Origin of the sequence: Pseudomonas turukhanskensis (assembly GCF_027922365.1) — a bacterium.
GTDB lineage: Bacteria > Pseudomonadota > Gammaproteobacteria > Pseudomonadales > Pseudomonadaceae > Aquipseudomonas > Aquipseudomonas turukhanskensis.
Genome location: NZ_BSFN01000001.1, coordinates 807,718 through 819,516, shown reverse-complemented (window position 1 = coordinate 819,516; position 11,799 = coordinate 807,718). Strand labels below are relative to the sequence as shown.

Sequence of the window (11,799 nt, the reverse complement as noted above, 5' to 3'; positions counted from 1 at the left end):
CCATTCTGCGGATGTACCTGTTTGCCTTGCTGGCTGCGTGTTGCAGCCAATCGTTCGCGGCCGCGCCGGTGCTGCTGGAGCGCTCCAGCAGCGGCGCGTCGCTCAATGGGCAGATCGAGTTGCTGGAAGACGTCGGCGCCAAGTTGAATGTCGCCGATATGGCCGACCCGGCCGTGCAACAGCGCTTTATACCGGCCAACGGCAAGGCCAGCGTCGGCCAGAGCCGCAATCCGTGGTGGATCAAAGTTTCTCTGCAACGCCGCAGCTCCGCCCCGCAAAACTGGTGGCTGGAAGTGGGCTCGGTGACGCAGCTGAATATGCAGCTGTACCTGCCCGGCCCGCACACCGGCTGGACCCAGCGTCAGGGCGGCGAAGTGGTCAATTACGCCGATGGCCGCGACCACCCTTACCGCCGCACGCTGTTCAAGCTGCCGGAGCTGGGCGAAGAACCACTGACCTTCTACCTGCGCACCTACGACCCGGCGGGCAACTCGTTTCCGCTGAAGGTGTGGCAGCTGGATGACCTCAGCCAACTGGCGGCCACCGAGAACATTGGCCTGGGCGTGATCTACGGCATCATCACTGCCCTGCTGCTGTACAACCTCTTTATCTTTTTCAGCCTGCGCGACTCGGCCTACTTCTGGTACGTGCTGGCCACCGCCGGCGCCCTGCTGTTTATCGTCAGCATGACCGGCCACGGCTTCCAGTACCTGTGGCCGAACCACCCGGTGCCGGTGTGGCTGGACCGCATCGTGCTGCCGTCGCTGTGGGGACTTTTCGCTTCGCGCTTCACCCAGACGTTGATGCAAACCCGTCGCTATGTGCGCTGGGCCCATCACCTACTGAACCTGGCATGCGCGATGTACATCGTCGCCATTGTCATCGACTTTTTCGGCGACCGTGGCACGGCGGCGTGGATTATCGCGATGCTGTCGTTCACCAGCATTCCGGCGGCGCTGGGCTCAGCGTTCATACGCTGGCGGCAGCAGTATTTCCCGGCGTTTTTGTACCTGTGCGGCTACGGCCTGATTCTGGGCAGCACTGGCCTGCTGTTGATGCGCACCACCGGGGTTATTCAACCGGCAGACTGGAACGCCTATGTGTTCCCGCTGGCGGTGGCGGCCGAGTCGATTCTGTTCTCCTTCGCCCTGGCCTACCGCATTCAGACGCTCAAGCACGACCGCAGCATCGCGCTGCAACAGGCCGACCGGGAAAAGACCGCGCGCCTGTCGCAGATTCAAGCCAGCGCCGATGAGCTCAAACGCGCCGTGCAATTGCGCACCGCCGAGCTGGCCGAGGCCAATACCCAGCTGGCTGAAGCCAATCAGCAACTGCGTGAGCGCGAGCAGGCGCTGCAACATGCCGCTTTTCACGACCCGCTTACCGACCTGCCCAACCGTCGCTACCTGATCGAGCGGGTGGAAACCTCCCTGGCCGACGCCAGCCGGCGGCAGGAATCGGTGGCGTTATTGCTGGTGGACCTCGACCATTTCAAACCGATCAACGACCGCCACGGCCACGATGCCGGCGACCTGATGCTGCGCACTATCGGCCAGCGCTTGCGCGAGCATGTGCGCAGCAACGACATGGTGGCGCGGTTAGGTGGGGATGAGTTCGCCATCGTGATCAGCGGCCCGGAAGCCGAGCAGCACGCGCAGGAAATCGCCGTGCGCCTGCTGACTGAACTGGCGCGGCCGGTGCTCTACGGGGCGAATAACCTGGCCGTGACCATCAGCATCGGCGCGGCGCTGTTTCCGCAGCACGCCAAGCAGTTTGCCGGGTTGTACAAGGCCGCCGATGAAGCGCTCTACCAGGCGAAAAGCCAGGGCCGCTCGGGCTGCATCATGCGCGGCAAGGATGGCTCGCTGAGCCCGGAGCAGTGTCTGTTTCTCGACGTTTTGCAGGTGCCGACGGGATTGGTTTAGTTTGCCGACGGCAAACTCGCAGGATGGGTAGAGCGCAGCGAAACCCATCGATTCGCGTAGGCTCGCCTGGCCGGCCCCACCCATCCTACTGCTCTACGATTCGACGTACCGGCGCGGCACGCGCCCCGTCACCTTGGTCAACAACTCATAACCAATGCTGCCGCAGCGCTGGGCCAGCTCATCCACAGGCAATTGCGCGCCCCACAACTCCACGGCATCGCCCTCGCGCGCACCGGCCACGTCGGTAAGGTCGATGCTGAGCATGTCCATCGACACCCTCCCCGCCAGCGGCACGCGCTGACCGCGCACCACCACTTCGGTGCCTGGCGGCGCGTGACGGGGATAGCCGTCGGCGTAACCGCAGCTCACCGTGCCAATTAGCGACGGTCGCTGCGCGACCCAACTGGCGCCGTAACCGACGCTCTCGCCCGCCGGCACTTCGCGCAGGGCAATCACTTTCGCGGTCAGGCTCATTACCGGCCGCAGGCCAAGGTCCCTGGCGCTCAGCTCGGCAAATGGCGTGGCGCCGTAGAGCATGATGCCGGGGCGCTGCCAGTCCATATGGGCGGCCGGAATGGTCAGCAGCGCCGCGGAGTTGGCCAGGGAGCGCTGGTCGAATTCCAGGTCCAGCAGGCCAAGAAATTGCTCGACCTGCTGCTCGTTCAACTCATGCCCGCGCTCATCGGCACAGGCGAAATGGCCGAGCAGGTTCAGCTCGGCCACATTCGCCGTAGCCGCCAGACGGGCATGCCATTCGCGCAGCGCGGCGGGAGAAAAACCGAGCCGGTGCATGCCGCTGTCGAGCTTCAGCCAGATGTTCAACGGTTGCGACAGCGCTGCTGACAAAAGCGCCTGCGCCTGCGCCGGGCTGTGGACGGCCACATCCAGATTCAGCGCCGCGGCCTGCTGGTATTCCACCGCCTCGAAACAGCCTTCCAATAGCATCAATCGCCCGCTCGCATTCACTTCGCGCACGGCCTGCGCTTCTTCCAGGCAGCACACGGCAAAGCCATCGGCATCGTCGAGCGCGGCCACCACCTCACGCAGGCCATGGCCGTAAGCGTTGGCCTTGACCACGGCGAAGGCTTGCCGGCCCGGGGCGCAACGGTGGGCAACGGCGTAGTTATGGCGCAGGGCAGCCAGGTCGATGGTGGCGATTAGCGGGCGCATGGTGAACTCGACAGCGGCGAAAGGACCGGCAGTTTAGCCCAGCGCGGCGCAGAAATATCTTTGCAGGCTACTGACAGAAGGCTGTCAGTAGCCTCCTCGTAGAGTGCCCCTCAGCAGCTCGGGGTTATCCACCTTGCGGGCTGCGTTCAACTCTCTACAACGCCAAGGAATGAATGCCATGAACGCCGTGAACTGGTTTGAACTGTATGTCAGCAACTTCGACCGCGCCCACACCTTCTACCAGCGCGCCCTGGATATGGAGCTGCCGATTGTCGATGGGCCGATGTCGCGCATGGGGATTTTCCCGGGCGAAGAAAACGGCGGCGTTGGCGGTTGCATCAGCGCCATGCCCGGCATGCATCCGGGCACTGGCGGCACCCGCGTTTACCTGAACGTGGAAGGCCAGCTGGATGCCGTCCTCGACCGCGTACCGAATGCCGGTGGCACTATTTTGCAGCCGCGCACCGAGATCGCCCCGCACGGTTTCATTGCCTTGATTAAAGACAGCGAAGGCAATAGCGTGGGGCTTCACAGCGTGTCCTGACCCGGCACACGTAGAGCGAATATCCGTGCAGCGGATATCCGCCATTGGCTCCCGACACCGTAACGGCGGTATCGCCCCGGCGATATCCGCCCTACGCCGCGCAGGCCCACCGAAAAACCATGAGACGCGCCGACCGCCTGTTCCAGATTGTGCAGTTCCTGCGCAGCCGCCGCCTGACCACCGCGCAGTGGCTGGCGGAGCGCTTGCAGGTGTCGGTGCGCACCATCTACCGTGATATTCAGGATTTGTCGCTCTCCGGCGTACCGCTGGAGGGTGAAGCGGGCGTGGGCTACGTGCTGCGCCAGCCCATGGACCTGCCGCCCTTGATGTTTGAGCGCGAAGAAATCGAAGCGCTGATGATCGGCGCCAAGATGGTCAAAGCCTGGGCCGACCCGGCACTGCAACATGCCGCCGAATCGGCGCTGGCAAAAATCCACGGCGTGCTGCCGAGCGATCTGCGCAGCGAGCTCAACCGCCACAACCTCTTCGCTCCGGAATCCAATCTCTACCCTGTGCACTGGCTAGGCCAGCTAAGGCTCGCCATCCGCCAGCAGCGCAAACTGCAACTGAGCTACAAAGACGAAAAAGGCCAGAGCAGCGAGCGCTGCATCTGGCCGTTGGGGCTGTTCTTCTGGGGACAGACCTGGACGCTATGCAGCTGGTGCGAACTGCGCGGCGACTTCCGTAACTTTCGTATCGACCGGCTGGATACGCTGACCGATACCGATGAGCACTTTGCGTGTGGCGAAGGGCAGCGGCTGGAAGACTATCTGGCGCCTTACGTCGACAGCGATTTCATCGCGCCGCACTACAAGATTTGAAGAGACCTCAATTTCGACTCGCCAGATCGGTCGGAGCGCCGTCTAGGCAAGAAGCCCGGAGCGCAGGGACCGCAATGGGCTCGAGCCCATGAGGATCACGAGCACCGCGCGACGCAGCATAGACGGCGATCCGGCTGATCTGGGTCGAAATTACTCGTCGTCGTCGAAGTTATAGCTGCCAGGCGCCAGGTTCTCGAACCTTGTGTACTTACCCAAAAACGCCAATCGAATAAAACCGATCGGACCGTTCCGCTGCTTACCGATAATGATCTCGGCTACGCCTTTGTGTTCGGTCTCGGGGTGGTACACCTCGTCGCGGTACACGAACATGATCACGTCGGCGTCCTGCTCAATGGCGCCCGATTCACGCAAGTCGGAGTTCACCGGACGCTTGTTGGGACGTTGTTCGAGGGAGCGGTTGAGCTGCGACAGCGCCACTACCGGGCAGTTGAATTCCTTGGCCAGGGCTTTCAGGGACCGGGAGATTTCGGAAATCTCGTTGGTGCGGTTGTCACCGCTGGAACCAGGGATCTGCATCAGCTGCAGGTAGTCGATCATGATCAGACCGACTTCACCGTGCTCACGCACCAGACGGCGAGTACGCGCACGCATTTCCGAGGGGCTGATACCGGCAGTGTCGTCGATAAACAGCTTGCGGTCGTTAAGCAGGTTGACCGCCGAGGTCAGGCGCGGCCAGTCGTCGTCATCGAGCTGACCGGAACGCACCTTGGTCTGGTCGATACGGCCGAGGGACGACAGCATACGCATCATCAGCGATTCGCCTGGCATCTCCAGCGAGTACACCAGAATCACCTTGTCGCTGCGCAGCACGGCGTTCTCCACCAGGTTCATGGCGAAGGTGGTTTTACCCATCGACGGACGACCGGCAACAATGATCAGGTCGGAGGGCTGCAGGCCGCTGGTCTTGTCGTCGAGGTCAGTGAAACCGGTGGAGAGCCCGGTGATGCCTTCGCCGGTGTTGAACAGCTCGTCGATACGGTCGATGGCTTTGGTCAGCAGCGCATTCACGCCTACCGGGCCACCGGTTTTGGGCCGCGCTTCGGCGATCTGGAAGATCTGCCGTTCGGCTTCGTCGAGAATCTCTGAGGCTTGGCGCCCTTGCGGGTTGAAAGCGCTGTCGGCGATTTCGCTGCTGATGCCGATCAGCTGTCGCAAGGTGGCGCGCTCGCGCACGATCTGCGCATAGGCCTTGATGTTGGCCACCGACGGGGTGTTCTTCGCCAGTTCCCCGAGGTAGGCCAGGCCGCCGGTTTGCGAGGTCTGGCCTTCCTTGTCGAGCTGCTCGGACAAGGTCACCACGTCGAACGGGGAGTTGTGGTCGGCTAGCTTGGCGATGGCGCGGAAGATCAAGCGGTGGTCATGGCGATAGAAGTCGCCGTCCGACACCTGGTCCAGCACCCGCTCCCAGGCGTTGTTGTCGAGCATCAGACCACCGAGCACGGCCTGTTCGGCCTCGATGGAATGGGGCGGGACTTTTAGCGCGGCGGTTTGCAGGTCGAACTGTTCGGGATCGGAAATATCGTTCATGGCCACATGGAATCAGGAGTGCAAAACAGGGAATACAGAAAGACAAAGGGCACGATCTGCTTACGCAAATCGTGCCCGATGTTAAACCGCTCGCACACGGGGTGCCAGACGATTGGTGTTGCTTAAGCAGCTACCACGACAACACGGACGGTAGCTTCAACGTCGGAGTGCAGGTGCACCGCTACGTCGAATTCGCCCACGTGACGGATGGTACCGTTCGGCAGACGCACTTCAGCTTTGGCCACTTCAACGCCGGAGGCGGTCAGAGCGTCAGCGATGTCGTGAGTACCGATGGAACCGAACAGCTTGCCTTCATCACCAGCGGTGGCAGTGATGGTCACTTCCAGCTCAGCCAGTTGAGCAGCACGAGCTTCAGCCGAAGCTTTCTTCTCGGCAGCCAGTTTTTCCAGCTCTGCACGACGCTCTTCGAACGCAGCAACGTTCGCAGCGGTAGCGGCAGTGGCTTTGCCTTGCGGCAGCAGGAAGTTACGGCCGTAACCAGCCTTAACGTTCACTTTGTCGCCCAGGTTGCCCAGATTGGCGATTTTTTCCAGCAGGATGACTTCCATTTGGGTCTTACCTCTTAACTTTTAACCTTCACCGTTCGCAGGACCAGCGCCCTTGTGGCGCGCCAGGCGTCCGCGAAAATCAATCAGACTGTCGACCACAGCCAGGATACAAATCAGGTTGCCGATTATCAGCACAGCCATGTACAGCGCCATCACCCAGAAGGTGCTGAGCCGCTTCATTTCAATCAGGCCATGGCCCAGGGCCAGACCTGCGAAAAACAGCGGCACCGTACACAGCGGAGCCAACACCGCGAAACTGTCGCCCAGCGCTGGCGCAAACAACACACCAAGCAACAGAGCCACCGCCACAGCGGGCTTCAAACGTATTGCCCGAAACTCCAGGCCGAAGCCGCCAGGGTTGTACAACGCCGCTTGCCAATAACGGGCAAGCACCAGGCAAAGCACACACATCAACTGCAATGAGGAGGCTAAAAACCCGGGCAAGGCCGCAATAAGCGAAGCTTGCACATCAGCGAGCTGTTCGGCTGGGATCTTCGCTTCGGCGGCATACTGCGAGAAGACTGCGCGGAGAAACTCCGCCATTCCCTTCAGCATGTCTGCCGAGACCGCCTCGATCACCTGCACAAACAACGCACCCAACACCACACTGGCCAGCAACACCCAGGTCCAGGAAGCGGTGACGCGTAACACCTGCGCCAACACCAGCGTGCCTGCCACGAGCATAAGGGTCGTCGGCTCGCCGACATACCACCACACCGCAGCGGGCAACAACGCCCAAACCCATACGCTAAATGCGTCGGCTGCACCGCGCCGCAACAAAATCAAAGCTGCTGCGGCAGCGCTCAACCAAATCAACAGCGGCAATGCCGCGCTACCTACCACTACGAGAGTGGCCTGCATGCGACCACGCATGATGAATTCAGCAATGGCGCGCATACGATTTATTCCTTACTGCGTTTCGACCTTCCGGTCTCAGCGGCCGTGGCTGTCGGTGTAGGCGAGCAGGGCCAGGAAGCGGGCGCGCTTGATAGCGGTAGCCAGCTGACGCTGATAACGAGCCTTGGTACCGGTGATACGGCTTGGAACGATTTTGCCGGTTTCAGAAACGTAGGCTTTCAGGGTGTTGAGATCTTTGTAATCGATCTCCTTCACGTCTTCAGCGGTGAAACGGCAGAATTTACGACGACGGAAGAAACGTGCCATGAGATTGGCTCCTCAATAGATCCGTGGATTACTCGTCAGCGTTATCGCTGTCGCTGTTGTCGCTGTCATCGCTGTCGCCATCGATGGAATCGGCTTCAGGACGGTCACGACGCTCGCGGCGCTCGCTGCGGTTTTCTTCAGCCTTGAGCATCTCGGACTGGCCAGTTACGGCTTCGTCGCGACGGATGACCAGGTTACGGATCACGGCATCGTTGTAACGGAAGTTGTCTTCCAGCTCAGCCAGGGCTTTGCCGGTGCACTCAACGTTCAGCATCACGTAGTGAGCCTTGTGAACATTGTTGATTGCATAGGCCAATTGACGACGGCCCCAGTCTTCCAGGCGGTGAATTTTGCCGCCGTCTTCTTCGATCAGCTTGGTGTAACGCTCAACCATGCCGCCGACTTGCTCGCTCTGGTCCGGGTGAACCAGAAAGATGATTTCGTAATGACGCATAAATGCTCCTTACGGGTTGTAGCCTGCCGCGTAGGCGGTCAGACAAGGAGTGAATGACACTGTTAGCTCACCGGACATCAGCGCACGAAAACGCCTGCCGTCACGGCAAGGGGCGCAATTGTAGAGAAGGGGGCTGGGGGGCGCAAGGCAATTGGTGATTATTTGAACAATCGGAAAAGGCGCGTTGCGCGCCCTTCCCGTATGCAAACCGCGTGGGCTATTTCCCGGCCTTGGCTTTCACACTGCGCTGGCGCAGCGCTTCGAACAGGCACACGCCGGTGGCTACCGATACGTTGAGGCTGCTGACGCTACCGGCCATGGGCAGGCGCACCAGGTAGTCGCAGTGCTCGCGCGTCAGGCGACGCATGCCTTTGCCTTCGGCGCCCATGATCAGAATGGTGGGGCCGGTCAGGTCCTGCTCGTACAGTTCCTGCTCAGCCTCACCGGCGGTGCCTACAACCCACAGGCCGCGCTGCTGAAGTTTTTCCAGGGTGCGCGCCAGGTTGGTCACGGCCACCAGCGGAATCACTTCTGCCGCACCGCACGCTACTTTGCGCACAGTCGGGTTGAGGGTGGCGGACTTGTCCTTGGGCACGATCACCGCCAAGGCACCCGCCGCATCGGCGGTACGTAGGCAGGCGCCGAGGTTGTGCGGATCGGTTACCCCGTCGAGCACCAGCAGCAGCGGATGACCTTCGGAACGGTCGAGCAGCTCGTCGAGCATCGCCTCGCCCCACACCTGGCTGGGGCTGACCTCTGCCACTACGCCCTGGTGCACGCCTTCAACCCAGGCGTCCATCTCACGACGCTCGGCCTGGCCAACGGCAACGCGCGACTGCGCAGCCAACTCCAGCAACACTTGTACGCGCGGATCGTTACGGCCTTCAGCCAGCCAGATCTGCTTTACCCGCTTGGGGTGATGACGCAACAACGCTTCTACGGCATGCACGCCGTAGATCTTTTCCAACTGACTCATGCTTTACCCTTTGGCTTGCGCGCCCCGCCGCTTCTGCTCGGTGCTGCCGCAGGGGCAGCTTTCGCCGGGCCCTTGCGGTGACTGCTGGGCTTGCCGGCTTTGCTCGCCGTACTGGCCTTGCCTTTGCTTTTCGCTTCGGCGAGCAGCGCGCTTTTCACTTCGCGGCTGCGTTTGACGTCGGCGCTGCCCGTGGCTGCCGGCGCGCGGCCGCCAGCGGCATTGGCTTTTTCCGCACGCTCGCGGGCGCCGCCTTTGGTAGCCGAGGTGGACGCACGGCCTTTACGGCCAATCGGCGCGTCGATGGTGGCTTGCGCCAGCTCGAAGTCGATTTTACGTTCGTCCAGGTCCACACGCATGACTTTGACGTCGATGCTGTCGCCCAGGCGGAAGCTGCGCCCGGTGCGCTCGCCAGCCAAACGGTGGTGAACCGGGTCGAAGTGGTAGTAGTCACCCGGCAAGGCGGTGACGTGCACCAGGCCTTCGACGTAGATGTCTTTAAGCTCGACGAACAGACCAAAACCGGTCACGGCCGTGATCACGCCAGGGAAGCTTTCGCCCACGCGGTCTTTCATAAACTCGCACTTGAGCCAGTTCACAACATCACGAGTGGCCTCGTCGGCACGGCGCTCGGACATCGAGCACTGCTCGCCCAATTGCTCCAGCGCTGCCTCGTCGTACGGGTAGATGCGCGCCTTCGGAATCATCATCGCGCCAGCACGTTTGACGTGCGGCGTATCCATCTTCGAGCGGATTACGCTGCGAATGGCGCGGTGGGTCAACAGGTCTGGGTAACGACGGATAGGCGAGGTAAAGTGGGTGTACGCCTCGTAATTCAGGCCGAAGTGGCCCTGGTTGTCGGCGCTGTACACCGCCTGGCTCAGCGAACGCAGCATCACGGTCTGGATCAGGTGGTAATCCGGGCGCTCGCGAATATTTTCCAGCAGCGCCTGGTAGTCCTTGGGCGACGGACCCTCCTTGGACTTGCCACGCTGCAGCGACAGCCCCAGCTCGCCAAGGAAGGCCTTGAGTTTTTCCAGGCGCTCCGGCGGCGGACCATCATGCACGCGGTACAGAGCTGGAATCTCGTGCTTCTTGAGGAATTCGGCGGTGGCCACGTTGGCGGCCAGCATGCATTCCTCGATCAGCTTGTGGGCGTCGTTGCGGGTGGTCGGACGGATTTCGGCAATCTTGCGGCCCGAGCCGAAGATAATGCGGGTTTCCTGGGTTTCGAAGTCGATGGCGCCACGCTCATGACGGGCCGCCAGCAGCACCTGATACAGCGAGTACAGCTGCTTGAGGTGCGGCACCACGTCGGCGTATTCAGTGCGCAGGGCTTTCGCCTCGGTGCTCTTGGGCTGCTCGAGGATGGTGCTGACTTTGTTGTAGGTCAGGCGCGCGTGGGAGTGAATGACTGCTTCGTAGAACTGGTAGTCGGTCATCTTGCCGGTTTTGGAGATGCTCATCTCGCAGACCATGGCCAGACGGTCCACGTGCGGATTGAGCGAGCACAGGCCGTTGGACAGTTCTTCCGGCAACATCGGCACTACGCGCTCGGGGAAGTACACCGAGTTGCCGCGCACTTGCGATTCGTCGTCCAGGGCCGAGCCGATTTTCACGTACGAAGAAACGTCGGCGATGGCGACATACAGCTTCCAGCCGCCGGAGAACAGGCCCCACTTGCTGCCGTTCTTTTCGCAGAACACCGCATCGTCGAAGTCGCGCGCGTCTTCGCCGTCGATAGTGACGAACGGCAGATGGCGCAGGTCGATGCGCTTCTCTTTGTCTTTTTCTTCCACTTCGGGCTTGAGCTTGGCGGCTTCTTTGAGCACGGCCTCCGGCCAGACGTGAGGAATGTCGTAGCTGCGCAGCGCCACGTCGATTTCCATGCCCGGCGCCATATAGTTGCCGACCACTTCAACGACGTCGCCCTGCGGCTGGAAGCGCGGGGTTGGCCAGTGGGTGATTTTCACCTCGACGAACTGACCTTGCTTGGCGTTGGCGTTGCGGCCCGGGGTAACCAGCACTTCTTGCTGGATCTTCGGGTTATCGGCAACTACAAAGCCAATGCCGCTTTCTTCGTAGTAACGACCGACGATGCTTTCGTGGGCGCGGGAAATCACTTCAACTACTGCACCTTCACGGCGACCACGACGGTCCAGCCCGGTAACACGCGCCAGGGCACGGTCGCCATCGAACACCAGACGCATCTGCGCGGGGCTCAGAAACAGGTCGTCGCTCTTGTCATCCGGAATCAGGAAGCCGAAGCCATCACGGTGACCGCTGATGCGCCCGAGGATCAAGTCGAGCTTATCGACCGGCGCGTAGGTGCCACGGCGGGTATAGATCAACTGGCCATCGCGCTCCATCGCACGAAGGCGACGACGCAAGGCTTCCAGTTGTTCTTCAGTGGTGAGACCGAACTCTTCCACCAACTGCTCGCGGTTGGCCGGCGAACCGCGATCAGCCAGATGCTGAAGAATCAGCTCACGACTTGGGATAGGGTTTTCGTATTTTTCCGCTTCACGAGCGGCCTCGGGATCGAGGGATTGCCAATCGGCCATTAGAGAGGGTTCGCCTTATCTATATAGAGAAGTAAGTGTCATGCGCCTATTGAAGCGCGAAAACGCT

The 11,799-nt window shown here is 61.3% G+C and carries 11 protein-coding genes; 3 read left to right on the top strand and 8 right to left on the bottom strand.

The genetic code is table 11. The features are described from left to right. Positions 1 to 11 precede the first annotated feature (11 nt). Positions 12 to 1,925, top strand: a complete 1,914-nt coding sequence (locus PKE98_RS03685; RefSeq protein ID WP_271193953.1) for a diguanylate cyclase — start codon at positions 12 to 14, stop codon at positions 1,923 to 1,925. A 93-nt stretch (positions 1,926 to 2,018) separates the two neighbouring features. Here PKE98_RS03685 and alr read toward each other — a convergent pair whose 3' ends face one another. After that, complete coding sequence (alr, locus tag PKE98_RS03680) at positions 2,019 to 3,095, bottom strand: alanine racemase (RefSeq protein WP_271193904.1); 1,077 nt, start codon at positions 3,093 to 3,095, stop codon at positions 2,019 to 2,021. Between the two features lie 178 nt (positions 3,096 to 3,273). Here alr and PKE98_RS03675 point away from each other — a divergent pair, with 178 nt between their 5' ends. Both PKE98_RS03675 and PKE98_RS03670 read left to right on the top strand, forming a co-directional pair. Then, complete coding sequence (locus PKE98_RS03675) at positions 3,274 to 3,639, top strand: VOC family protein (protein ID WP_271193903.1); 366 nt, start codon at positions 3,274 to 3,276, stop codon at positions 3,637 to 3,639. 119 nt (positions 3,640 to 3,758) lie between these two features. Then, positions 3,759 to 4,460 (top strand): helix-turn-helix transcriptional regulator, encoded by a 702-nt coding sequence (locus tag PKE98_RS03670; RefSeq protein WP_271193902.1) that lies wholly within the window; start codon positions 3,759 to 3,761, stop codon positions 4,458 to 4,460. Between the two features lie 150 nt (positions 4,461 to 4,610). Here the strand turns inward: PKE98_RS03670 and dnaB are convergent, their stop codons facing one another. From dnaB to rnr, 7 genes are all read right to left on the bottom strand, one after another. Further along, on the bottom strand, positions 4,611 to 6,008 hold the full coding sequence (gene dnaB, locus PKE98_RS03665; protein WP_271193901.1) for a replicative DNA helicase: 1,398 nt from the start codon (positions 6,006 to 6,008) through the stop codon (positions 4,611 to 4,613). Between the two features lie 122 nt (positions 6,009 to 6,130). Next, entirely contained in the window at positions 6,131 to 6,577 is a 447-nt protein-coding gene (rplI, locus tag PKE98_RS03660; RefSeq protein ID WP_108097884.1) for a 50S ribosomal protein L9, read from the bottom strand. Between the two features lie 21 nt (positions 6,578 to 6,598). Beyond that, on the bottom strand, positions 6,599 to 7,474 hold the full coding sequence (locus PKE98_RS03655; protein ID WP_271193900.1) for a hypothetical protein: 876 nt from the start codon (positions 7,472 to 7,474) through the stop codon (positions 6,599 to 6,601). Between the two features lie 36 nt (positions 7,475 to 7,510). Next, the gene (gene rpsR / locus PKE98_RS03650) at positions 7,511 to 7,741 is read right to left on the bottom strand and encodes a 30S ribosomal protein S18 (protein ID WP_002551829.1); all 231 of its coding nucleotides are present in this window, start codon (positions 7,739 to 7,741) and stop codon (positions 7,511 to 7,513) included. A gap of 28 nt (positions 7,742 to 7,769) precedes the next feature. Next, positions 7,770 to 8,195 carry a 30S ribosomal protein S6 gene (gene rpsF, locus PKE98_RS03645; RefSeq protein WP_108097886.1) on the bottom strand — a complete coding sequence of 142 codons (426 nt, stop codon included), beginning with the start codon at positions 8,193 to 8,195 and terminating at the stop codon, positions 7,770 to 7,772. A gap of 217 nt (positions 8,196 to 8,412) precedes the next feature. After that, complete coding sequence (gene rlmB, locus PKE98_RS03640; RefSeq protein WP_271193891.1) at positions 8,413 to 9,171, bottom strand: 23S rRNA (guanosine(2251)-2'-O)-methyltransferase RlmB; 759 nt, start codon at positions 9,169 to 9,171, stop codon at positions 8,413 to 8,415. Beyond that, positions 9,168 to 11,732: a ribonuclease R gene (rnr, locus tag PKE98_RS03635; protein WP_271193890.1), complete on the bottom strand. Its 2,565-nt coding sequence runs from the start codon at positions 11,730 to 11,732 to the stop codon at positions 9,168 to 9,170. Before rnr ends, rlmB begins: the two co-directional genes overlap by 4 nt. Positions 11,733 to 11,799 lie beyond the last annotated feature (67 nt).

Bases quoted from the DNA above. Each gene is read 5' to 3' on its own strand.
- alr (WP_271193904.1), bottom strand. From the start codon at position 3,095: ATGCGCCCGCTAATCGCCACCATCGACCTGGCTGCCCTGCGCCATAAC.
- PKE98_RS03675 (WP_271193903.1), top strand. From the start codon at position 3,274: ATGAACGCCGTGAACTGGTTTGAACTGTATGTCAGCAACTTCGACCGC.
- rplI (WP_108097884.1), bottom strand. From the start codon at position 6,577: ATGGAAGTCATCCTGCTGGAAAAAATCGCCAATCTGGGCAACCTGGGC.
- PKE98_RS03670 (WP_271193902.1), top strand. From the start codon at position 3,759: ATGAGACGCGCCGACCGCCTGTTCCAGATTGTGCAGTTCCTGCGCAGC.
- rpsF (WP_108097886.1), bottom strand. From the start codon at position 8,195: ATGCGTCATTACGAAATCATCTTTCTGGTTCACCCGGACCAGAGCGAG.
- PKE98_RS03655 (WP_271193900.1), bottom strand. From the start codon at position 7,474: ATGCGCGCCATTGCTGAATTCATCATGCGTGGTCGCATGCAGGCCACT.
- rpsR (WP_002551829.1), bottom strand. From the start codon at position 7,741: ATGGCACGTTTCTTCCGTCGTCGTAAATTCTGCCGTTTCACCGCTGAA.
- rnr (WP_271193890.1), bottom strand. From the start codon at position 11,732: ATGGCCGATTGGCAATCCCTCGATCCCGAGGCCGCTCGTGAAGCGGAA.
- dnaB (WP_271193901.1), bottom strand. From the start codon at position 6,008: ATGAACGATATTTCCGATCCCGAACAGTTCGACCTGCAAACCGCCGCG.
- PKE98_RS03685 (WP_271193953.1), top strand. From the start codon at position 12: ATGTACCTGTTTGCCTTGCTGGCTGCGTGTTGCAGCCAATCGTTCGCG.
- rlmB (WP_271193891.1), bottom strand. From the start codon at position 9,171: ATGAGTCAGTTGGAAAAGATCTACGGCGTGCATGCCGTAGAAGCGTTG.